Below are 22596 nucleotides of genomic sequence, written 5' to 3' on the forward strand. Positions count from 1 at the left end.
GGCACCGTTTAGAAATGCCGTTCGCGCCCGGCGAACAGGTCGCGTAGATTGCTCCGGTGACGCCAGACGATCAGCGCAACCAGCGCCGTCATCGGCAGCAAGGCCGCCGGTTCCTGCCAAGCCAGCAGCGGCAGGGTCAACGGCGTTGCGATCAGCGCGGCCAGGGAGCTGGTACGGGTCAGATAGAAGGTCAGCAGCCAGGTGAGAACGGCAAGCAGTGCGGCGGGGGGATACAGGCCCAGCAGCATGCCGGCAGCGGTGGCGACACCCTTGCCGCCGCGAAAGCGAAAGTACAGTGGAAACAGATGGCCAATGACCGCGCAGACGCCGACCCAAGCCTGCTGCTGCAACGAGAGTCCTGCAAGACTGGCGACCAGTACCGGGAACAAGCCTTTGCAGAGATCGCCCAGCAGGGTCAGGACGGCGAGTTTACGTCCGGCCAGGCGCAGCATGTTGGTGGCGCCGGCATTGCCTGAACCACTCATTCGCGGATCCGGACGACCGGTCAGGCGGCTGAGCAAAATGGCGAAGGACAGTGAGCCGAGCAGGTAGGCGAGGATCGCCAGTAACCAAAACATGCTAACCATTCCGGGCGAGGACGCCCTGATTCTAACGGGGCAATACGCCCTTGTCGTGCTGCGGAGAAAAGTGCTTGGACAGAGTGTTTATCGAAGGCCTGGAAGTCGACACCGTTATCGGTGCCTACGACTGGGAGCGAGGCATCCGACAGTGTTTGCGGCTTGACCTGAGCTTCGCCTGGGACAACCGCCCGGCTGCCGCAGGCGACGACCTGACCCTGGCGCTCGACTATGCCAGCGTGTCCTCGCGCATCCAGGCGTTTGCCGAGCAAGCGCAGTTCCAATTGGTCGAGACTTTTGCCGAACGACTGGCCCAGGCGCTCATGGAAGAGTTCAAGATCACCTGGCTGCGCCTGAAAGTGACCAAGCCAGGCGCCGTACCGGCCGCCAGCGGCGTTGGCGTGGAGATCGAGCGCGGATGTCGCTGACACAGGTTTTTCTCGGGCTCGGCAGCAACATCGAGCGCGAAACCCATTTGTGCGCGGGACTTGAAGCGCTGGCCGGTTTTCTGGTGGATATGCGCTGTTCGGCTGTATTCGAGAGCCAGCCCGTGGGTATCAAGAGCGGGCCGTTCTTTAATTTTGTCGTCTCGGCCTTCACGGATCTGCCGCTGATGGAGCTGGACCGTCGTCTCAAGTTCATCGAGGCCGACAATGGTCGCTACGCGCCGGACCGCAAGGGCCTGCCGCTGGATATCGACGTGTTGCTGTACGGTGAACAGGTTGGCAACTTCGATGGGCTGATTCTGCCTCGCGCCGAAATTCTCAAGAACGCTTTTGTCCTATGGCCTTTGTCGTTGATCGCACCGGATCGGATTCATCCTGGCGTAGGGAAAAGCTTTGCCACCCTGTGGGATGAATCGCAGATTGACCAAGTGCTTGCACCGGTGGCTTTCGAATGGCGAGGCCAACAGCTTACGCCAGGGCATCTGCTGTGAGGCGCCGGCTGTCATCGCGAGCGAGCTGACCCGAAAACCCCGTCAGCTCGCTGCTTCCTTGTAGACCTTCAACGCCCTCAGGCGCTCCCGCTTGATCGCCTCGCCCAACTGCGGCCCCTTGAAGCCTTTCTCCAGCAGTGGCTGCACTGCCACGCCTCGAGCCGCCGATGCTGCACCTCGCAAATAATCCGCTTGTGGGTAACTTCGATCCTCCAAGCCTTTGCGCCCACGAGCATCCATCTCGCAAGCCGCAATGAACTCCTCGAAGCGCTGAGGCCGGCGGTACACATCAAAACTTTGCAGCAGCTCAAGCAGCGTAGACGCCTTCAGCTCTAGCGCGCGATGGCCATGGGTGTGATATTGGCCCACCAGCAATGCCAGTTCCTGACAGTCGCGAGGCGCCTTGAAGCGCTCGTTGACGGCTTTGATCAACTTCAGGCCCTTGTGCTCATGAGCAATGTGGCGTGGCCATTCATGCTCCGGAGTCAAGCCTTTGCCCAGGTCGTGCAGCAGGCAAGCCCAGCGCACCGTCAGCGGCTGTTGATGCAAGGCTGATTGTTCCAGCACGCTCAGCGTGTGAGCGCCGGTATCGATTTCCGGATGGTGAGCTTCAGGTTGTGGCACGCCGAACAGTGCGTCGACCTCGGGCATCAAGATGCTGAGAGCGTTGCAGTCGCGCAAGACCTTAATGAACACTTGTGGTTGATTTTCCATCAGCGCGCGGGAAATTTCTTTCCAGCTACGTTCTGCCGTCAACGCCTCCAGTTCGCCGGAATCACAGAGCTGACGCATCAGTTCAAGTGTCTCGTCCGCCACCTTGAAACCCAGCGGGGCATAACGCGCAGCGAAGCGGGCAACGCGCAACACTCGGAGGGGATCCTCTGCGAACGCGGGGGAAACGTGGCGCAGTAGGCGTGCTTCGAGGTCGCGTTGGCCGTGGTAGGGATCGGTGAGATTGCCCTGATCGTCTTCGGCCATCGCGTTGATCGTCAGGTCCCTGCGGATCAGGTCTTCTTCAAGCGTCACTTCGGGGCTGGCATGGAACACGAAGCCACCGTAACCCCTGCCGCTCTTGCGCTCCGTGCGGGCGAGGGCATATTCGTCGCCAGTCTTCGGGTCGAGGAATACCGGGAAATCAGCCCCTACAGGGCGAAACCCCCTGGCAAGCATTTCCTCGGCGGTGGCGCCCACCACGACCCGGTCGATATCGGTGACGGGAATGCCCAGCAGGCGATCGCGAACAGCGCCGCCGACTTTGTAGATTTGCATAAAAAACCTCCATTGAGCCGACAGGATAAACCTTTACGTCGGCCGTTCGGAGGCGAAAGCGCAGTTCAAAGATGAATAACGGCCAAGTCCAGGCGCCCATAGTCTCCTTCGGCTTGTTCGTTTCGTGGGGGGACATGGTGGGTTTTCATCACTTGATCGCCCTGCAAGGTTTCCAGATGAATGTCGAATCCCCAAAGACGATGCAGGTGCTTGAGTACCTCGTCAGTCGATTCACCCAAGGGTTTACGGTCGTGCTGCTGATGACGCAGCGTGAGGGACCGATCCCCGCGACGGTCGATGCTATAGATCTGCACGTTGGGCTCGCGGTTGCCCAGGTTGTATTGCGCCGCCAAGGTCTCTCGGATGGTGCGATAACCGCCCTCATCATGGATGGCGGGCACCAGCAGGTCGTCCTTCTGGTCATCGTCCAGGATGCTGAACAGCTTGAGATCCCGGATTACCTTGGGTGAAAGATACTGCAGGATGAAACTCTCGTCCTTGAAGCTGCTCATGGCGAACTTGATGGTAGACAGCCAATCCGAGCCGGCGATTTCCGGGAACCAGTGGCGATCCTCGTCGGTTGGGTTTTCGCACATGCGTCGGATATCGCGGTACATGGCAAAGCCCAGCGCGTAAGGATTGATACCGCTGTAATACGGACTGTCAAAGCCTGGCTGGAACACTACGCTGGTATGGGACGTGAGGAACTCCATCATGAAACCATCAGTGACCAGGCCCTCGTCGTAGAGGTCGTTCATCAATGTGTAGTGCCAGAACGTCGCCCATCCCTCGTTCATGACCTGGGTTTGGCGTTGCGGATAGAAATACTGGGCGATCTTGCGCACGATTCGCACGATTTCCCGCTGCCAGGGCTCCAGCAGCGGCGCGTGTTTTTCAATGAAATACAGGATGTTTTCCTGGGGCTCGGCCGGGAAGCGTGCGTTGTCTTTCTCGCTGTACTTGTCGGCGCCTTTGGGAATGGTCCGCCACAGATCATTGATCTGCTTTTGCAGATGCTCCTCGCGGTCCTTCTGGCGGCGGCGTTCTTCCTCGGCGGAAATCGGATATGGCCGCTTGTAGCGATCCACCCCGTAATTCATCAGGGCATGGCAGGAATCCAGCAGGTCTTCCACCGCATCGATCCCGTGGCGCTCTTCGCATTGCATGATGTACTGCTTGGCGAACACCAGGTAGTCGATGATCGAGCTGGCATCGGTCCAGGTGCGGAACAGGTAGTTGCCCTTGAAGAAGCTGTTGTGGCCATAGCACGCGTGAGCCACTACCAGCGCCTGCATGCAGATGGTGTTTTCCTCCATCAGGTACGCGATGCAAGGGTCGGAATTGATCACGATTTCGTAGGCCAGCCCCATCTGGCCGCGACTGTAGGATTTCTCTGTGCTGAGAAAATGCTTGCCGTAGGACCAGTGGTGGTAACCCAGCGGCATCCCGACGGATGCATAGGCGTCCATCATTTGCTCGGCGGTGATCACTTCGATCTGGTTTGGGTAGGTGTCCAATGCATAGCGGTCCGCGATACGGCTGATTTCGCGGTCGTAGGCCTGGATCAGCTCGAATGTCCACTCGGAGCCAGTGGAAATAGGCTGGCGCTTCTGCTCTTTTTTGGCGGTCATGTCACTAACCTGCGCTGGAAGAGTTCACGGAAGACCGGGTAGATATCCCCGGCCGAGACCAGTTGCTGCTGGGCAAACGTATCGGAAAAAGCTTCGGCGATGCGTTCGTATTCGTACCACAGGGCCTGATGTTCGCGTGGGGTAATTTCCACGTAGGTGTAGTACTGGACGAACGGCATGATCTGGTTGATGAGAATGTCCCGGCAGATGGGCGAGTCATCGTTCCAGTTGTCACCGTCGGACGCCTGGGCCGCGTAGATGTTCCACTCGTTGGCCGGGTAGCGTTCAGCCATGATTTCCTGCATCAGCTTCAAGGCGCTGGAAACGATGGTGCCGCCGGTTTCCCTGGAATAGAAGAATTCTTCTTCGTCGACTTCCCGGGCGCTGGTGTGATGGCGGATGAACACCACGTCGATCTTGTCGTAGTTCCGTTTCAGGAACAGGTACAACAAGATGAAGAACCGCTTGGCGATGTCCTTGGTGGCCTGGGTCATGGAACCGGACACGTCCATCAGGCAGAACATTACCGCCTTGGAGCTGGGATTCGGTTGCTTTACCAGCAGGTTGTATTTGAGGTCGAAGGTATCGAGGAACGGTACGCGATGGATGCGGGCGCTGAGTTTCTCGATTTCCGCTTCCAAGTCCTGAATGTCGCCGAAGTTGTCAGGTTCTTCTCTTTTAAGGCGAGCCAATTCTTCCTTGGCCTCGCGCAGTTTTGCCCGGCTGCTGCCCGACAGCGCGATGCGTCGGGCATGGGCCGAGCGAAGGGTGCGGATTATATTGATACGCGATGGATTGCCTTCGTTGCTGATACCGGCACGCACCGTCTTGAAGGTGTCGGTGCCGGTCAGGTTGCGCTTGACCAGGTTCGGCAGTTCCAGGTCCTCGAACATGAACTCTAGGAATTCCTCCTGGGTGATCTGGAACACGAACTCGTCCATGCCTTCGCCAGAGTTGCCGGCCTTGCCGGGCCCCTTGCCACCGCCTCCACCGGGTGGCCGAGGGATGTGCTCGCCACTGGTGAATTCCTTGTTTCCAGGATGCACGACAGTCTGCTTGCCACCGCGACCATGGTGAAGCACCGGCTCGTCGATGTCGCGACCGGGAATGCTGATTTGTTCGCCGTGTTCCATGTCCGTGATGGAGCGCCGGCTGACCGCCTCTTCGACGGCTTTCTTGATGTGGTCACGGTAGCGCCGCAGAAACCGCTGGCGGTTTACCGTGCTCTTGTTCTTGCCATTCAGGCGTCGGTCGATCACATAGCTCATAGGCCCCTCCGGGGGAGCTTCAAGTCGTAAGCTCCAAGCTGCAAGCGAAGCACCGTCGAGCCCACGGCTCAGGCGCTGTTCCTTGCAGCTTGTGGCGAGAAGCTTGCCGCTGCTTATTGCGATTTGCGGACCCGCAGGTACCACTCGGAGAGCAGCCGTACCTGTTTGTCGGTGTAGCCACGTTCGACCATGCGTGTAACGAAGTCGTTGTGTTTTTGCTGGTCCTCCTTGCTGGCCTTGGCATTGAAACTGATTACAGGCAGCAGGTCTTCGGTGTTGGAGAACATTTTCTTCTCGATGACCACCCGCAATTTCTCGTAGCTGAGCCACGTCGGGTTCTTGCCGTTGTTGTTGGCCCGGGCACGCAGCACGAAGTTGACGATCTCGTTGCGGAAATCTTTCGGATTGCTGATGCCGGCCGGTTTCTCGATTTTTTCCAGCTCCTCGTTGAGGGCCACGCGGTTGAGGATCTCGCCGGTTTCCGGATCGCGGTATTCCTGGTCCTGGATCCAGAAGTCCGCGTACAGCACATAACGGTCGAAAATGTTCTGACCGTATTCGCTGTAGGACTCCAGGTAGGCAGTCTGGATTTCCTTGCCGATGAACTCGATGTAGCGGGGCGCCAGGTACTCCTTGAGGAAACGCAGGTAGCGCTCGCGGGTTTCCGCCTGGAACTGTTCCTGCTCGATCTGCTGTTCGAGCACGTACAACAGGTGGACCGGGTTGGCGGCGATTTCATGGGGATCGAAGTTGAAGACCTTGGACAGGATCTTGAACGCAAAACGCGTCGACAGGCCATTCATCCCTTCGTCCACCCCGGCGTTGTCGCGGTACTCCTGGATCGACTTGGCCTTTGGATCGGTGTCCTTGAGGTTCTCGCCGTCGTACACCCGCATTTTCGAATAGATGTTGGAGTTTTCCGGCTCCTTGAGGCGCGACAATACGGTGAACTGGGCAAGCATTTTCAGCGTGTCGGGCGCGCAATGGGCCTTGGACAGCGAGCTGTTGAACAGCAGCTTGTCGTAGATCTTCACCTCATCGGAAACCCGCAGGCAGTACGGCACCTTGACGATGTAGATCCGATCGATGAAGGCCTCGTTGTTCTTGTTGTTGCGGAAGGTGTGCCATTCCGACTCGTTGGAGTGAGCCAGCAGGATGCCGGTGAACGGGATAGCCCCCAGGCCCTCGGTACTGTTGTAGTTGCCTTCCTGTGTGGCGGTGAGCAGTGGGTGCAGCACCTTGATAGGCGCCTTGAACATTTCGACGAATTCCATCAGGCCCTGGTTGGCCCTGCACAGCGCGCCGGAATAGCTATAGGCGTCGGCGTCGTTCTGCGGGAATTCCTCGAGCTTGCGAATATCGACTTTACCCACCAGGGCCGAAATGTCCTGGTTGTTTTCATCCCCGGGTTCGGTCTTGGCCACCGCGATCTGATTGAGGATCGACGGATAGAGCTTGACCACGCGGAACTGGCTGATGTCACCGCCGAATTCGGCCAGGCGCTTGGTGGCCCATGGCGACATGATGGTATTGAGGTAACGGCGAGGAATGCCGAAGTCTTCTTCGAGAATCTCGCCGTCCTCGGTGGCGTTGAACAGCCCCAGTGGGGATTCAAAGACTGGCGAGCCCTTGATGGCGTAAAAGGGCACCTTCTCGATCAGTTGCTTGAGTTTTTCGGCCAGGGACGATTTGCCGCCGCCCACGGGGCCGAGCAGGTAGAGGATTTGTTTCTTCTCCTCCAGGCCTTGGGCGGCATGGCGGAAATAGGACACGATCTGTTCGATGCATTCTTCCATCCCGTGGAAGTCAGCAAAGGCCGGGTAGCGGCGGATCACTTTGTTGGAAAAGATCCGCGAGAGCCTCGAGTTGGCCGAGGTATCCAGCAGTTCCGGTTCTCCGATGGCCAGCAACAAACGCTCCGCGGCCGATGCGTAGGCACTGCGGTCCTGCTTGCAGAGTTCGAGGTATTCCTGCAGCGAGCACTCCTCCTGCCGCGTGGACTCGAAACGTTGCTGGAAGTGGCTAAAAATACTCATGACGTCACCTCGCTCGATACGTGGAGCCGGTGTCGGATCAATCAGTCGATGCTGGACAGCCGCTGGGAACCCAGCTGCCGTTTACCCCCCAGAATGCTTTCAAGAATGTACGCTCCTGAAAGCTGACTCCCGATGACCCGCGCGCCGGTGTACCGGCTCTCCCCTGTTTTGGATGGCCTGAGGCTAAGGATAGTTCGGAATCGGAGAGGTAAAGGTTGAATACGTAATTAGTTGTGGCAGACCGTTCGTCTGCCATCGCCCAAGCCCACGGTTCATGCGGGCTTGGCCGGCATAAAAAATTATTCGTCGGTGCCTTGCGCTGTTTCGCCAGGATAAGTCGCGCGCCACAGCTCAAAACCGCCGTCCAGGCTGTAGACATCGCTGAAGCCCTGGCTGACCAGGTAACCCGCTGCGCTCTGGCTGGAGTTGCCGTGGTAGCAGACTACAACGGTAGGCGCATCCAGGTCGGCGGCACGGATGAAATCGGCGATGGAATGGTTGTCCAGGTGTTTCGACCCCGGGATATGGTTTGCGGCATAGGTCTGTGGGTCGCGTACGTCGACGACGATTGCGCCTTGCTCACGCAGGGCTTGGGCCTGCTCGGGAGGAATACGTTTGAATTCGGTCATGAAAAAACTCCTGTGGCCTGAAGCGCGGCGCCGATCAAACGGCGGTGCCGGCCGGCAATGATGCAATGGTCGGTTGTTGAGGTTTGGCGTGGCCGTCTTCGGCGCAATCGCAGCGCAGCAACTCGCCGCTGTCGACATTCATCAGCGTCATCGCGCTGCCCCAGACGCAGCCGGTATCGAGGGCGAAGACGCCAGGCTCGTCGCTTTGACCCTCAAGCGCAGCCCAATGTCCAAAGATAATCTTCAGGTTCCGGGTCTTGCGTTCCTTGTGCTTGAACCACGGCGCGTAGCCGGGCGGCGCGGTTTCGATGCCTTCCTTGCCCTTGAGATCAAGCTTTCCGTCGCGGGTGCAGAAGCGCATGCGGGTGAAGTAATTGGTGATGACACGAAGGCGCGCCGCGCCGGTAAGATCATTGTCCCACTTGACTGGCTCATTGCCGTACATGCCGTCCAGATATGGGCCGAACAGGTTGTCGTCACGCAACGCCTGCTCGACCTCGCTGGCGCATTTCAATGCCTTGCGCAGTGACCACTGGGGCGGGATGCCGGCATGGACCAGCGCCAGATTGCGCGCCTCGTCATAGTGCATGAGCTTTTGCTGGCGCAACCATTCGAGCAACTCGATGCAGTCCGGGGCATCGAGGATTTCGCTCAATGTGTCGGACTTTTTCAAGCGCTCGATATTCCGCCAGACGGCCAGCAGGTGCAGGTCATGATTGCCCAGCACGCACACCAGCGACTGACGGATGCCATAGAGGAAACGAAGGGTTTCGAGCGACTGCGGGCCCCGATTGACCAAGTCGCCCACCAGCCAGAGCGTGTCTTTTTGGGGATCGAACGCGACCCGTTCGAGCAAGCACTTGAGCGGGTCGAGGCAGCCTTGCAGGTCACCGACCGCATACGTCGCCATCAGTGCAAGGCTCCGGGCACCGCCAGGCGAAAGGGCTTGATGATGGCGTCGAAGCGTTTACCGTCTTCGGCCAACATCTGGTAGGTGCCCTGCATCGTACCGACCTGGGTGGTCATCACGGTGCCGCTGCTGTAGCTGTGGCTCTGGCCCGCGTCGATCAGCGGCTGCTGGCCAACCACGCCGTCGCCACGGACCTCCTCGACATGGCCGTCGCCGTCGGTAATAACCCAATGGCGCGAGAGCAATCTGGCCGGTAGCGAGCCGTTGTTGCACACGGTGATGGTGTAGGCGAAGGCGAAACGGTTGTGCTCGGGTTGCGACTGTTCTGCCAGAAAGCGGGTGGCGACGCTGACGTCGACCTTATAACGAGGATCGGACATGCAAAAAGGCCTTAGAAGCGGGACGCGGGCGTAACTGAAGAGGTCAGTCTAGGCCAAGTATCGGGTAGTAGACCAGACCGGCGTACTGCCCGATAGCGTCTTGGCTCGTCAGCTGGCGTCGGCCTTGGGCGCCACCTGTTCACTGAGCGTGTCGGCCAGGCGTACGAACGCCGCCAGGTCCAGTTGCTCGGGGCGCAAGCTGCCGTCGACGCCGGAGGCTTCGATCTCGGCGCTGCTGAGCAACAGCTTCAAGGTGTTACGCAAGGTTTTGCGACGCTGATTGAAGGCTTCGCGCACAACGCGCTCCAGCAGGCGATGGTCCTTGGCTGGGTGCGGCAGGACTGCATGGGGCACCAGGCGGACGATGGCGGAGTCGACTTTCGGCGGTGGGTTGAACGCGCCGGGGCCTACGTTGAACAGATGATCGACCCGGCAATGGTACTGGACCATGATCGACAAACGACCCCAATCGCCCCCGCCAGGACCGGCGGCGAGTCGCTCGACCACTTCTTTTTGCAGCATGAAGTGCATGTCGCGAATCAGGCCGGCATTGTTCAGCAGGTGGAAAATCAGCGGTGTAGAGATGTTGTACGGCAGGTTGCCGACGACTCGAAGGCTGCCCGGCGCTGCATTCAGGCTGTTGAAGTCAAACTTCAGCGCGTCGCCCTGATGCAGGTTGAAATTGCTCTTGCCGGCGAATTGCTGGTTGAGGATCGGGACCAGGTCCTTGTCCAGTTCAACCACGTCCAGTTGCGCGCCGCTGTCGAGCAAGCCTTCGGTCAGTGCGCCCTGGCCCGGCCCGATCTCGAGCAAACGATCATCGGGCTTGGCGTTGATGGAGCGCAGGATCCGGTCGATCACACCCGCGTCATGCAGGAAGTTCTGGCCGAAGCGCTTGCGTGCGCGGTGTTGGTATTGCTCGGTCATAAATGGGTCTCGGCCATCTGGTAGGCGGTTTCCAGCGCGACTTGCAGGCTGCCGGTGTCGATCTTGCCGCTGCCGGCCAAGTCCAGGGCTGTGCCGTGATCTACGGATGTGCGGATGATCGGCAGGCCCAGGGTCACGTTGACCGCTGCGCCGAAGCCTTTGTACTTCAGCACGGGCAGGCCCTGGTCGTGGTACATCGCCAGCACTGCGTCGCAGTGCTCCAGGTATTTGGGAGTAAACAGAGTGTCGGCAGGCAGCGGGCCACGCAGGTCCATGCCCTCGCTGCGCAAGCGCTCCAATGTAGGTTCGATGATGTCGATTTCTTCACGGCCCAGGTGTCCGCCTTCGCCGGCATGGGGGTTCAGTCCGCACACCAGGATGCGAGGCCGGGCGATGCCGAATTTTTCCTTGAGGTCGGCGTGCAATATCCGCGTGACCCTTTCCAGGCGTTGCGGCGTGATTGCATCGGCGATGTCCCGAAGGGGCAGGTGAGTGGTGACCAGGGCCACGCGAAGGCCTCGGGTGGCAAGCATCATCACGACTTGCGAGGTGTGGGTCAGGTCGGCCAGGAACTCCGTGTGCCCGGAGAAGTGGATGCCCGACTCATTGATTACCCCTTTGTGCACCGGCGCGGTGATCATGCCGGCGAATGCCCCATCCAGGCAGCCTTGGCCGGCGCGGGTCAGGGTTTCGAGGACGAACGCCGCGTTGGCAATGTCCAGTTGTCCGGCGGTGACCGGGGCGCCCAAGGGCGTATCCCAGACATATAAGCTGCCGGCAGGCGCCGGGGCATCCGGCCAGGCGTCTGGCGCCACCGATAAAAGGTTTATGGCCACGCCCAGCTGCGCGGCCCGCTCAAGGAGCAGGTCGCGGCTGGTGATGGCGATCAGGGGGTGCGGCTGGGCTTGCGAGGCGAGCAGCAGGCACAGGTCGGGACCGATGCCGGCGGGCTCGCCGGGGGTCAGCGCGAAACGCTTGGGTTTCACTGCGCTGCCTGGTCTGCACCAGGGAGTTTGATCTCAACGTAGGCTTCGTCGCGAATCTGACGCAGCCAGGTTTGCAGCTCTTCGTCGTACTTGCGGTTACGCAATACCGTCATCGCCTGCTGCTCACGTGCCTGGGTGGTGCTGTCGGTGGCGCGGCGGCCAAGGACTTCCAGTACGTGCCAGCCATAAGGGCTCTTGAACGGCTTGGACAGCTGGCCCTGCGGTGTCTCGGCCATGACCTGGCGGAACTCGGGAACCAGCGCGTTCGGGTCGACCCAGTTCAGGTCGCCGCCGTTCAGGGCTGATCCGGGATCTTCCGAGAAACTCTTCGCCAGTTCCGCGAAGTCTTCGCCCGAGGTGATGCGCTCGTACAGCTTTTCAGCCAGACGTTGGGTCTCGGCTTCGCTGCGGATTTCGCTGGGTTTGATCAGGATATGGCGAACATGCACTTCGTCACGCACCTGGGTACCGCCACCGCGTTTTTCCAACAGTTTCAGAATGATGAAACCGCCAGGGGTGCGGGCCGGCTGGGTAATGTCGCCCACGGCCATGGTGCTGAGCTCACGGTCAAACGGAGGTGGCAACTGGGCGGCCTTGCGCCAGCCCATGTCGCCGCCTTCCAAGGCGTTCTCACTGGCCGAGCGGGCTACCGCCATCTGGCCAAAGTCAGCGCCTTGCTTGAGCTGCTGGTAAACGTCCATCGCCTGGCGGTAAGCACTCTGAATTGCTTCGGAGTTGGCGCTTTCCGGCGTAGGAATCAGGATATTTGCCAGGTGTAGTTCCTCGGACAGCTGCATCTTGCCGAGGTCGGAAGCCAGGAAGTTCTTCACTTCCTGCTCGGACACCTGGATGCGTTCTGCCACGCGGCGCTGACGTACCCGGCTGATGATCATCTCGCGACGGATCTGGTCGCGGGCATCGTCAAAAGACAGGCCGTCGCGGGCCAGGGCGGCGCGGAACTGGTCGATGGTCATATTGTTGCGCTGGGCAATGGTGCCAACGGCCTGGTTCAGTTCTTCATCGGTGATGCGGATGCCGGAGCGTTCGCCAATCTGCAGTTGCAGGTTTTCGACGATCAGACGCTCGAGCACCTGCTGGTCCAGCACGCCGGGTGGTGGCAAGCCGCCGCCACGTTTGGCGATGGTTTGCTGCACTTCATGGACCCGCTGGTCCAGCTGGCTCTGCATGACCACGTCGTTGTCGACGATGGCCACTACCTTGTCGATGGACTGTACCGCGGCGTTTGCCGCGGTACCCAGGAACAACGCGCCCAGCATCAGCGGGCGCAGACAATCAGAAAGCTTGATCTTCACGTTCACGATAACCTTGGATGCCTTTGTCGAGGAAGCTCTCTACCTTGGCGCCGGTCAGGCCGCCGAGTCCCTTCAGAACAATTTGTAGGAAGATGCCGTGGTCGCCTTTTTCGTTTTCCGGGGCGGCTTGACTGAACTCTTCATAGTCGACCCAGTAACGGTTGATCAGGCGCAGTTTCCAGCAGCAGTTGTCGTATTCGAAACCACCGAAGGCTTCCAGGGTACGGTTGCGGTTGTAGTCATACTGCCAGCGGCTGATTGCGTTCCACTGCGGCACGATCGGCCAGATGACCGAGAAATCGTGCTGCTTGATCTTGTAGTAGTCCTTCACGTAGCCAGGCGTGCCCGGCGTACCGTAGTCGCCGCCGCCCACTTGCCATTGACCCGTGGCCTCGTCGTAGCGGACCTGGTCGTTGCGATAGCGGTAACCGGCGTTGATGACCTTGTTCGGGTTGTCCTCAGGCTGGTAGTGGAACATCGCGCTGCCCGAGCGAGGGCTGTGGGTGTCCGGGTCCCAGTTGTAGGAAGCCGTGGTGCGCCAATCGCGGTTCCAGCGGAATTCGTATTCCAACGCGTACGGGGAAACGTCCGACTTGGCGTCTTCACGTGTCTTGAAGTCGATACCCGGCAGTTGGACTTCGCGGTCCTTGAAATAAAGGGCCTGGCCGACGCTGATGCGCTGGCGCTCGAAGCCGTTTTCTTCGATCCAGCGGCTGGTCACGCCCAGGGACAGCTTGTTCTCGTCGCCGACACGGTCGGAGCCGGTGAAGCGGTTGTCCCGGAACAGCGAGGAATAGCTGAAGGTCGATTCGCTGGTATCGAACACCGGAATATCGCTCTGGTCCTTCTCTGGTACGTAGAGGTAGAACAGGCGAGGTTCCAGGGTCTGGCGGTAGTTGCTGCCGAACCATTGGGTATCGCGGTCGAAATACAGGCCGCTGTCGATGCTGGCGATCGGAACACCACGGCTCTGGCTACTGCTGTAGGTGCCGCGCAGGCGGTCAGCTTCGGCGCTCTGCGAAGCAACCTGTGCTTGGCCTCTGCTATCCAAGTCCAGGTCATATTGGGTGTACTGGTACTTGAGCGACGGTTTGATATAGCCATAGCTTGCCGTCATCGGCAGGCTGACTACAGGTGCCAGGTTCAGGCGGTCGCCATTAGCCCTGGCCAAACCGCGGATGTTGTTGTCAAGGAACGGATCAGTATTACCGTCTTCGTCGGTGTAGTCACCGGTCCGCAAATCACGATCAAACCGCACCAGTTCAGTCTTGTAAGCGAAGTCCAGGCCATACGGGTGGTCGGGCAGCGAGCCGTTGAAGGTAATCTGAGGCAGGCGGTTATATGGCGTGATCTTCGAAATCGTCGCCATCTGGTAAGCCTGGGCATTCAGCCGCGCGGTGTAGTTGTCGCCGCGATAGCTGACCACACCCTGCTGATTCACATAGTCCTTGGACTCGACGCCAATCTGATCGGTCTGCAGATCCTGGAAGTAATACGGATCGCTGATCTTGGTGTAGTCGACTTCCGTCAGCACGCGCGAATCCAAGCCGCCCTTGTGCTGCCAGTTGTACATATAGCGGGTCTTGCTGTAGTCGGACTGCTTGGCGCGTTCGTCTTCTTCGTCGTTGAGGTACGCGGCGCCGAACTGACCTTCGCTGGTCGGAGTCAGGTAACGGAATTCGCCTTCCATCAACAGGCCGCGCTTGCTCATGTAGCGCGGGTACAACGTGGCGTCGTAGTTCGGTGCCAGGTTGAAGTAGTACGGAGTGACCAGCAGGAAGCCGGTATCGCTGCCGCTGCCGATGGTCGGCGGCAGGAAGCCGGACTGACGGCGGTCGTCGATCGGGAAGTAGATGTAAGGCGTATACAGGACCGGAATGTCCTTGACTCGCAGCGTCACGTTGGTCGCGGTGCCGAAACCGGTGGCCGGGTTCAAGGTGATGTTGTTGCCCTTGAGCGACCACGCGTTGCTGCCCGGTTCGCACGTGGTGTACGTACCGTCCTTGAGACGGATGATCGCGTTTTCGGCGCGGCGCGCATAAAGGGCGTTACCACGGATACGCGACTTGTGCATCACGTACTCGGCGTTGTCGACCTTGGCTTCGCCAGTGTCCAACTGCACATCGGCGTGATCGCCGACAATCAGCGCACCGTTGTCACGCACGCGCACGTTGCCGTTCAGCTCGCCGCGGTTCTCGGCCTGGTACAGGCTGGCCTCGTCGGCCTCGACCTGCATGCTGCCCTGGCGCATGACGACGTCACCGGCGAGGGTTGCCACCTGCTGTTCCTGCTCATAGCGCGAAGCCTTGGCGCCCAGGAACGTCGGGGCGTCGCTTTTGGCCGTCTTGTCGTTCATGCCGGGGCGCGTCGGTTCGATATACGCGCCGGCGCAGTAAGGGCCGGTTTCAGCCAGTTGCGCAGGCGTGAGGTTTTCGCGCGGAACCCAGTCCAGGTGACTGTAGTCTGCACTGCGCGACTTCAGGCCTCGGCCCTTGGCTTCGGTGACGAGCATCGGTTTTTCGCCGGCTTCTTCACTTGAACCGCTCTCGGCCGGGGCGCTGCCGCTGTCGGCGACCGCGCTGCCTTCATGCACGGGACGCGGCGGCAATGCGGCGGCCGGAGTCTTGGGTGAACAGTCCCAGGCACCCGAAGCGGAGACGGAGCAGTCATACTGCTGCGCCGCGACGACGAATGAAGAGGCCAGGGGTTGCAGGGCCAGCAGACTGCCGGTGACCAGCAACGGAAATTTTTTACGAAACGCGGGGGATTTCAATGCCATCTTATTAGTCCGGGCTTCCTGCGTGCCATCTGCCCGCGGTGTGGGCCGCACGCCTCTCGATGGTCTGAAAAAGATGCTGGATAATAAAGCATGACCCGCTTGACGGCTAGCGCCGTCGGAGACCCTTGTAATGCCCGACCAAGATGTACGCTTGCAACACCTGAAAGTTTGGCTCGATGAACAGCTGCCGATCCTTTTCAATCAACAGGGCTGGGGCGCCGTACCCCCGGCCACGTTGACCGCCGCCAGTAGTGACGCGAGTTTCCGGCGGTATTTCCGCTGGGAAGGCGAGGGGCGCAGTTTGATCGTCATGGATGCGCCACCGCCCCAGGAAAACTGCAAACCCTTCGTGGATATCGCTTTTTTGCTGGCAAAATCCGGCATCAACGTGCCAAAAATTTATGCCGAGGACTTTGAGCGCGGTTTTCTTTTGCTCAATGACTTGGGCAACCAGACCTATCTGGATGTAATCAGCGACGAAAATGCCGACGATTTATTCCGTGATGCCCTGCAAGCCTTGCTGGCTTTTCAGCAACTGCCGAAGGTGGCCCCGTTGCCCAGCTATGACGTTGCGTTGCTGCGTCGCGAGCTGGAACTGTTCCCTGAGTGGTACGTCAAGCGCGAGCTGGGCATCGAGTTCGATGGAGCCCAGCAACAGCTTTGGCAACAGGCCAGTGATCTGCTGATCGACAGCGCCCTGGCCCAGCCCAAAGTGCTGGTGCACCGCGACTACATGCCGCGCAACCTGATGCTCAGTGAACCGAATCCTGGCGTGCTGGATTTCCAGGATGCGGTCTATGGTCCGGTGACCTACGACGTGACCTGCCTGTTCAAGGACGCCTTCCTCAGTTGGCCCGAAGAGCGCGTGCGCGGCTGGCTGGAGGATTACTGGCAGCAGGCCGGCGCCCTCGGCATTCCCGTCCAGCCGGATCTCGAGGATTTCTTGCGAGCCAGCGATTTGATGGGTGTGCAGCGCCATCTGAAGGTTATCGGGATCTTCGCACGCATCTGTCATCGTGATGGCAAGCCGCGTTACCTGGGCGATGTGCCGCGCTTCTTTGCTTATATAGAAGCGGTCATCGTTCGTCGCCCGGAACTGGCGCCGCTCGATGAGTTGCTTTGCAGTCTGCGGCAATCGAATGGAGCGACCGCATGAAGGCGATGATCCTGGCGGCGGGCAAGGGCGAGCGCATGCGCCCCTTGACGCTGACCACGCCCAAGCCGCTGATCCGCGTCGCCGGCATCCCCTTGATTGAATATCACCTGCGGGCGCTGGCCGCCGCCGGGTTCAGCGAGATCGTGATCAATCACGCCTGGCTCGGCCAACAAATCCAAGACCATCTTGGGGATGGTTCGCGGTTTGGCCTGCGCATAACGTATTCCCCGGAAGGCGAGCCGTTGGAGACCGGTGGCGGAATTTTCCGTGCGCTTGGGTTGCTGGGCGATGAAGCGTTCCTGGTGGTCAATGGCGACATATGGACCGATTTCGATTTCAGCGCCTTGCGCCGGCCGCTCGACGGCTTGGCTCACCTGGTGTTGGTGGCCAATCCTGCGCATCACCCCGGTGGCGATTTCGTTCTGGCCGATGGAACGGTTCATGAAGGGGCGTCGGCTGCCGACAAACTGACCTATAGCGGCATCGCTGTGTTGCATCCACGGTTGTTCGACGGTTGCGTGGACGGCGCGTTCAAGCTGGCGCCGTTGCTGCGCAACGCCATCGCGCAAGGGCAGGTCAGTGGCGAGCGCCTGGAAGGGCATTGGATAGATGTCGGAACCCACGAACGTTTGACGCAGGTTGAAACATTGATAGAAGCGAGCCGTTGATATGTGGTGGCCAGGGACTCTGATCGGAGCGGGAGCGGGCTTTGCCATAGCCAGCATCCCGGGGGCCATGCTCGGCGCGTTGTTGGGCCAGGCGCTGGATCGGCGCTTGGACCTGCACAGCTGGGCGCAACTGCGTGAACGCCTGGGCGGGCGCCCGGCGTTGCGTAACGATGAATTGTTGTTTGTATTGTTGGGTCGTCTGGCGAAGAGCGACGGACGGGTTGTCGATGGGCACATCCAGCAGGCTCGCCAGGAAATGCGCGCGCTTGACCTGAGCGAGTCGGCGCAACGTCGCGCCATTGCGGCGTTCAACCGAGGCAAGTCGGAGAATGATCGTTTGCGCGGTTATCTGCGTCGCCTCGCCACTCAGCCCCACGCGGCAGAGGGCGTGCTAAGGGCTTGCTGGCGGATGGTCTGGGCCGATGGCCGAGCAGGCGCCGATGAGCGCGAGTTGCTTGCCCGGTGGGGCAAGTGGCTGGGCTGGACGCCGCAGCAGGTCCAGGCGCTGGCCATGGATTACGAACCGCAGAGATTGTCTCAGCCCAGCAGCGGCGTGACCTATCAGCAAGCGCTGCGGTTGCTCGGGGTTAGCGCCACCAGCGAACCCTCGCAAATCAAGCGGGCTTACCGTCGCCTGCTCAGTCGCCATCACCCGGACAAGATCGCCGGCAGCGGGGCGACTCCGTTGCAGGTGCGTGAAGCGACCGACAGGACCAGGGAATTGCACAATGCCTATCGGTTGATTCGCGAACGGCGGGATTTCCGTTAGCCTCTGCGGCGCGAGAATCAGCCCTTATTCCCCTGGACTTTGGGGATTCAACCAACCCCGAACCCGGCGAAACAGCTGCTCCTGCTCCGCCGATGGGTTCGGCAAGGCCTTGAGGGCGACCTGGCTGAAGTTTGCCCCCTTCAACCGCTTGCTCGCCTGCAAGCGTTCCAGCGCCGCGTTGCGGTCCAGCGGCTTGTCCATATAGAAGATATCGGCGGTCGCCAACTTCAGGGTTGGCGTCAGTTCAGCCAGGCCGGGTTTGGTGGCGACGGGTGTCTGGGCCGCAACCATCACGAAGCGTTCGATTTGCGCCGGCTGCTTTTCGCTAAGGTAGCGGGCTGCCCAATAGGCCCCGGTGCCGTGGCCCAGCAGCACAATACGGCGCGAGCTCTGTTGTTCGGCGTAGGCCAATGCCGCATCGATGCGCGCGAAAATACGCTCGGCGTCGGCGCCTGCATGTTCTTCACCGGTTTCGGCGACGGCCGGGTCTGCCGCGTCGGCTTCGCCTCCTGCAACTTGCTCGATTGGCGCTGCGGTGGTGGCGTCCGGCGCGGCGGCAACCACGTCGGCCGGCTTGGTCTGCGGCGAAGCTTCTACCGTGCGGGGGGCGATGACGTCGCTTTGCAGGTCCGGCAGCGTGATAGTCAGACTGCTCCACTCGGCGTCGGGCAGTTTTTTGCGCAACGGGCCGATTGCCTGAGGCCAGTCCGCGGTTTCGCCGGCGCCTGGGATGATGATGACGGCGCCCTTGGGGTCGCTGGTGTTGGCGGGTTTCCACAGGGCGAGAAAAGCATCGCTGCCGGTTTGTAGCTGCTGTTGTTCCTGCGGCGGGACTGTTCGTGCAAGCGCCAGCGCTTCTTCCTGGCTACGCTCGAGCAAGGGTTGGCGTTCGACCGGTTTCGCCTCGGTGGATTGTTCCGCCGCGGCGGGCGCTGGTTCGCCAGCCTGTACAGAAAATGCACTCGGCAGGATCAACGACAGGCACAATGCTGGCAATGCCAGGCGATAAACAGAGGGCATCGGATATTCCATGACCAGAAGTATTTCCGGCAGCCTAATGGGTTGGTCAGTATTTGTCAGTGCGTGAGACTTCGATGATGCGTTTTTGCTGCCTGTGGGTTATCGGCTGTTTATGGCTTCCCTTGATGGCGTGGGCTGCCCCCGCGCCGCAGACCCACGGCGTGCAATTGAGCGCTGAGCAGCGCCAATGGTTGACGCAGCATCCACAGCTGCGGGTCGGCCTGGTGTTGCAGGCGCCCTACGCGCAATACGACCGGCGCCTGCAGCGTCTATCCGGTACCAATGTCGAATTGATGCAGTGGTTGGGCAAGGCCCTGGATGTCGAACTGACCTGGCGCAATTTTCAAGACGTGACGCAACTGGAAGCCGCGGTGCGCGACGGCGAAGTGGATATCGCCCCAGGCCTGACCCAGACCCCGGTCGGGCTCAGGCTTTGGCAGTTCTCCGACCCTTATATGCGCGTGCCGCAATTGATCGTCGGTGCGCAGAAAGGCGCCGAGGGCGTGGAGCTGGAAAAGCTTGATCCTCAGGCCCGCGTTGCCGTGCGCATGCCCAGTGCCACGGCAGACTATCTGCGCAGCAACTTCCCGATGCTCAACCTCCAGGGCGTGCCGATGGAGCGGGAGGCCTTGCAATTGCTGCTGACCCAGCAGACTCGATACGCAGTGATCGATGAGGCGCAGCTGGGGCGGCTGATGGTCGAGCCCGAATTCGCCGAACTGGTGGTGGTGGGCGACATCGGCGTGCCGCAGTTGCTCCGTGTGGCCACGCGTCGAGACTGGCCGGAGCTGGCCGGGATTGTCGACGCTACCCTGCAGGCCATTCCGGCCAAGGATCTGGAGCAATTGCACAGCCGCTGGCTAAAACCGAAATACCCGCGCCTGACCGAGACCCCGGGCTTCTGGCAGAACCTGACCCTGTTGCTGCTGGCCCTGCTACTGAGCAGCGTGGCCATTGGGTTCTGGCAGCGCCGCCAGCAACGAGGCTTGGAACGCCGCCTGCGTGCCGCGCGGGAGGATATCGTCCAGCGCACCGCCAGCGAAGAGGCCTTGCGCCTGACGCAATTTTCCATCGATCAAAGCACCGTCGGCATTCTGTGGGTCAACTGGGACAGCCACGTGCGCTACGCCAACCGCGCAGCCGAAACCATGCTGGGCTATGCGCCGGGTGCGATCATCGACCGGCCGTTGATCGACTTCGAGCCGGGCCTGCACATGGACCGTTGGCTGAACCTGTGGAAGCGCGCTCGGGCCAGCGAAGACGGGCCGCCGAGTTTCGAGACCGAGTGCGTGCGCGCCGATGGCAGCATCCTGCCGGCCGACGTTTCCTTGAGTTTCCTGCGTTTTCGCGACGCCGAGTACTTGGTGGTCTACCTCAATGATGTGACCGAGCGCCGTCGCGCACTGGCGGCGCTGCGCGAAAGCGAGGCGCGGTTGCAGGGCATTGCCGCCAACGTCCCAGGCCTGGTCTTTCGCCTGGAGCGGGCGCCGGTTACCGGCCAGATCGACTTTGCCTACATCAGCGAAGGTAGCGAAAGCCTGGTGGGTTATTCCCCCGCCACCCTGGCCCGCAGCGACACCGGGTTGCGCAGCCTGGTGCACCCGCAGGACAAGGCCAATTATCACCGCACCCAGGACCTGGCGCTGGACAGTGACAGTGACTGGTCGTGGCAAGGTCGTATCCTGACCCGTGAAGGCCAGGAGCGTTGGGCCGAGATCAAGGCAATCACGCGTCGCCTGGAAGATGGCGCCTACGTCTGGGACGGCATCGTCTGGGACATCACTGAAAGCAAGCGCATCGAACTGGAGCTGGCCAGTTCCCGGGAACAATTGCGCGAGCTATCGGCACACCTGGAAAGCGTTCGGGAAGAGGAAAAGGCCCGCATAGCTCGCGAAGTCCATGACGAGCTGGGACAAATGCTGACGGTGCTGAAACTGGAAACCTCCATGTGCGAGCTGGCCTACGCCCAACTGGATCCTGGCCTGCAGGAACGGCTCAACAGCATGAAGCGCCTGATCGCCCAGTTGTTCCAATTGGTACGGGACGTGGCGACTGCGTTGCGCCCGCCGATTCTGGACGCCGGTATCGCCTCGGCCATCGAATGGCAGGCTCGGCGTTTCGAGGCGCGCACGCAGATTCCGTGCCTGGTGCAGGTGCCGGACAACCTGCCGCCCCTGAGCGACGCCAAGGCCATCGGCCTGTTCCGGATCCTCCAGGAGGCACTGACCAATGTCATGCGCCATGCCCAGGCGCATACCGTGGAGGTGACGCTGGAGCAGCAAGGCGACCAGTTGTGCCTGACGGTAAGCGATGACGGTGTAGGATTTATTGCTTGCGCAGACCGGCCGACGTCCTTTGGCCTGGTCGGCATGCGCGAGCGCGTATTGATCATGGGCGGACAGTTGTCGTTGGAAAGCGAGCCGGGGGAGGGGACGACCCTCGCGGTGCGGGTGCCATTGCATGGGGCCTGATGGGCTTGCCGAGCGTAAAGTAGCCATTGCGAACCCGTTCGCGACGAAATCCTGAATCTGGAGAACACTGTGATCCGTGTACTGGTAGCCGAAGACCACACCATCGTCCGTGAGGGCATCAAGCAGCTGATCGGCCTGGCCAAGGATCTGGTTGTCGTCGGGGAGGCCAGCAATGGCGAGCAATTACTTGAGACCCTGCGACACGTGCCCTGCGAAGTGGTGCTGCTGGATATTTCGATGCCCGGCGTCAACGGCCTGGAGGCGATCCCGCGGATTCGTGCGTTGAATAATCCGCCCGCGATTTTGGTGTTGTCGATGCATGACGAGGCGCAGATGGCCGCTCGCGCGCTTAAGGTCGGCGCCGCTGGCTACGCCACCAAGGACAGCGATCCGGCTTTGTTGTTGATGGCGATTCGCAAGGTCGCGGCCGGCGGTCGATATATCGATCCGGACCTGGCCGACCGTATGGTCTTCGAGGTGGGCCTGACTGACGCGCGGCCGTTGCACTCGCTGTTGTCGGAGCGCGAATTCTCGGTCTTCGAACGCTTGGCCCAAGGCGCCAACGTCAACGAAATTGCCCAGCAACTGGCCCTGAGCAGCAAGACCATCAGTACCCATAAGGCGCGGCTGATGCAAAAGCTCAACATCACTTCACTGGCCGAGTTGGTGAAATACGCGATGGAGCACAAGTTGCTTTAACGCTGGCGTTGATCCCAGAGGAAGATGTGCCGGCATATCCATTTACGACACGCCCCAACCGCGCGTTCGCCCCTGCTTGCAGCTTGGCGCTTGAAACTCGCCACTGCATTTATCCAATCCCGCCATCCGTGTAGGGCAATCCCTACCCCGACGCTTCCATCCGGCTGAGG

General features: G+C 60.5%; 20 protein-coding genes. 7 read left to right on the top strand and 13 right to left on the bottom strand.

Annotated elements, in window-relative coordinates; all coding sequences use genetic code 11:
• Nucleotides 1-8: 8 nt before the first annotated feature.
• Entirely contained in the window at nt 9-578 is a 570-nt protein-coding gene (gene plsY, locus HU742_RS01880) for a glycerol-3-phosphate 1-O-acyltransferase PlsY (RefSeq protein WP_186614293.1), read from the bottom strand.
• A gap of 74 nt (nt 579-652) precedes the next feature.
• Between plsY and folB the strand changes: the two genes are divergently transcribed.
• Entirely contained in the window at nt 653-1006 is a 354-nt protein-coding gene (gene folB, locus HU742_RS01885) for a dihydroneopterin aldolase (protein ID WP_186614295.1), read from the top strand.
• Nucleotides 997-1515, top strand: a complete 519-nt coding sequence (gene folK, locus HU742_RS01890; protein ID WP_186641157.1) for a 2-amino-4-hydroxy-6-hydroxymethyldihydropteridine diphosphokinase — start codon at nt 997-999, stop codon at nt 1513-1515. The genes folB and folK overlap by 10 nt, the downstream gene beginning before the upstream one ends.
• A gap of 42 nt (nt 1516-1557) precedes the next feature.
• Here the strand turns inward: folK and HU742_RS01895 are convergent, their stop codons facing one another.
• The 11 genes from HU742_RS01895 to HU742_RS01945 form a co-directional block, all read right to left on the bottom strand.
• A complete protein-coding gene (locus tag HU742_RS01895) occupies nt 1558-2784 on the bottom strand; it encodes a multifunctional CCA addition/repair protein (protein WP_186643521.1) in 1227 nt (408 codons plus the stop codon).
• 65 nt (nt 2785-2849) lie between these two features.
• The gene (locus tag HU742_RS01900; protein WP_186641160.1) at nt 2850-4415 is read right to left on the bottom strand and encodes a SpoVR family protein; all 1566 of its coding nucleotides are present in this window, start codon (nt 4413-4415) and stop codon (nt 2850-2852) included.
• The gene (locus HU742_RS01905) at nt 4412-5683 is read right to left on the bottom strand and encodes a YeaH/YhbH family protein (protein WP_186643522.1); all 1272 of its coding nucleotides are present in this window, start codon (nt 5681-5683) and stop codon (nt 4412-4414) included. Before HU742_RS01905 ends, HU742_RS01900 begins: the two co-directional genes overlap by 4 nt.
• A gap of 113 nt (nt 5684-5796) precedes the next feature.
• Entirely contained in the window at nt 5797-7719 is a 1923-nt protein-coding gene (locus HU742_RS01910; RefSeq protein WP_186641162.1) for a PrkA family serine protein kinase, read from the bottom strand.
• A 299-nt stretch (nt 7720-8018) separates the two neighbouring features.
• Nucleotides 8019-8348, bottom strand: a complete 330-nt coding sequence (gene glpE / locus HU742_RS01915) for a thiosulfate sulfurtransferase GlpE (protein ID WP_186641164.1) — start codon at nt 8346-8348, stop codon at nt 8019-8021.
• A 34-nt stretch (nt 8349-8382) separates the two neighbouring features.
• On the bottom strand, nt 8383-9258 hold the full coding sequence (locus tag HU742_RS01920; protein ID WP_186641166.1) for a symmetrical bis(5'-nucleosyl)-tetraphosphatase: 876 nt from the start codon (nt 9256-9258) through the stop codon (nt 8383-8385).
• Nucleotides 9258-9638: a Co2+/Mg2+ efflux facilitator ApaG/CorD gene (apaG, locus tag HU742_RS01925; protein ID WP_186641168.1), complete on the bottom strand. Its 381-nt coding sequence runs from the start codon at nt 9636-9638 to the stop codon at nt 9258-9260. The genes HU742_RS01920 and apaG overlap by 1 nt, the downstream gene beginning before the upstream one ends.
• 108 nt (nt 9639-9746) lie before the next feature.
• Nucleotides 9747-10565 carry a 16S rRNA (adenine(1518)-N(6)/adenine(1519)-N(6))-dimethyltransferase RsmA gene (gene rsmA, locus HU742_RS01930; protein ID WP_186641169.1) on the bottom strand — a complete coding sequence of 273 codons (819 nt, stop codon included), beginning with the start codon at nt 10563-10565 and terminating at the stop codon, nt 9747-9749.
• Nucleotides 10562-11551, bottom strand: a complete 990-nt coding sequence (gene pdxA / locus HU742_RS01935; protein ID WP_186643523.1) for a 4-hydroxythreonine-4-phosphate dehydrogenase PdxA — start codon at nt 11549-11551, stop codon at nt 10562-10564. Before pdxA ends, rsmA begins: the two co-directional genes overlap by 4 nt.
• Nucleotides 11548-12864 carry a peptidylprolyl isomerase SurA gene (gene surA, locus HU742_RS01940; RefSeq protein WP_186614319.1) on the bottom strand — a complete coding sequence of 439 codons (1317 nt, stop codon included), beginning with the start codon at nt 12862-12864 and terminating at the stop codon, nt 11548-11550. The genes pdxA and surA overlap by 4 nt, the downstream gene beginning before the upstream one ends.
• Complete coding sequence (locus tag HU742_RS01945) at nt 12845-15643, bottom strand: LPS-assembly protein LptD (protein WP_186643524.1); 2799 nt, start codon at nt 15641-15643, stop codon at nt 12845-12847. The genes surA and HU742_RS01945 overlap by 20 nt, the downstream gene beginning before the upstream one ends.
• A gap of 130 nt (nt 15644-15773) precedes the next feature.
• Between HU742_RS01945 and HU742_RS01950 the strand changes: the two genes are divergently transcribed.
• From HU742_RS01950 to HU742_RS01960, 3 genes are read left to right on the top strand one after another with little or no spacing between them, the layout of a single operon-like run.
• Nucleotides 15774-16799: an aminoglycoside phosphotransferase family protein gene (locus HU742_RS01950; RefSeq protein ID WP_186643525.1), complete on the top strand. Its 1026-nt coding sequence runs from the start codon at nt 15774-15776 to the stop codon at nt 16797-16799.
• Nucleotides 16796-17467, top strand: a complete 672-nt coding sequence (gene murU / locus HU742_RS01955) for an N-acetylmuramate alpha-1-phosphate uridylyltransferase MurU (RefSeq protein WP_186643526.1) — start codon at nt 16796-16798, stop codon at nt 17465-17467. Before HU742_RS01950 ends, murU begins: the two co-directional genes overlap by 4 nt.
• 1 nt (nt 17468) lies before the next feature.
• Nucleotides 17469-18236 carry a TerB family tellurite resistance protein gene (locus tag HU742_RS01960; protein ID WP_186643527.1) on the top strand — a complete coding sequence of 256 codons (768 nt, stop codon included), beginning with the start codon at nt 17469-17471 and terminating at the stop codon, nt 18234-18236.
• Nucleotides 18237-18260: 24 nt separating this feature from the next.
• Here HU742_RS01960 and HU742_RS01965 read toward each other — a convergent pair whose 3' ends face one another.
• On the bottom strand, nt 18261-19256 hold the full coding sequence (locus HU742_RS01965) for an alpha/beta hydrolase family protein (RefSeq protein ID WP_186643528.1): 996 nt from the start codon (nt 19254-19256) through the stop codon (nt 18261-18263).
• A gap of 74 nt (nt 19257-19330) precedes the next feature.
• Here HU742_RS01965 and HU742_RS01970 point away from each other — a divergent pair, with 74 nt between their 5' ends.
• Nucleotides 19331-21727: a PAS domain-containing sensor histidine kinase gene (locus HU742_RS01970; RefSeq protein ID WP_186643529.1), complete on the top strand. Its 2397-nt coding sequence runs from the start codon at nt 19331-19333 to the stop codon at nt 21725-21727.
• A 69-nt stretch (nt 21728-21796) separates the two neighbouring features.
• On the top strand, nt 21797-22426 hold the full coding sequence (locus tag HU742_RS01975) for a response regulator (RefSeq protein WP_186641180.1): 630 nt from the start codon (nt 21797-21799) through the stop codon (nt 22424-22426).
• Nucleotides 22427-22596 lie beyond the last annotated feature (170 nt).

This window comes from Pseudomonas marvdashtae (assembly GCF_014268655.2).
GTDB classification, from domain to species: domain Bacteria; phylum Pseudomonadota; class Gammaproteobacteria; order Pseudomonadales; family Pseudomonadaceae; genus Aquipseudomonas; species Aquipseudomonas marvdashtae.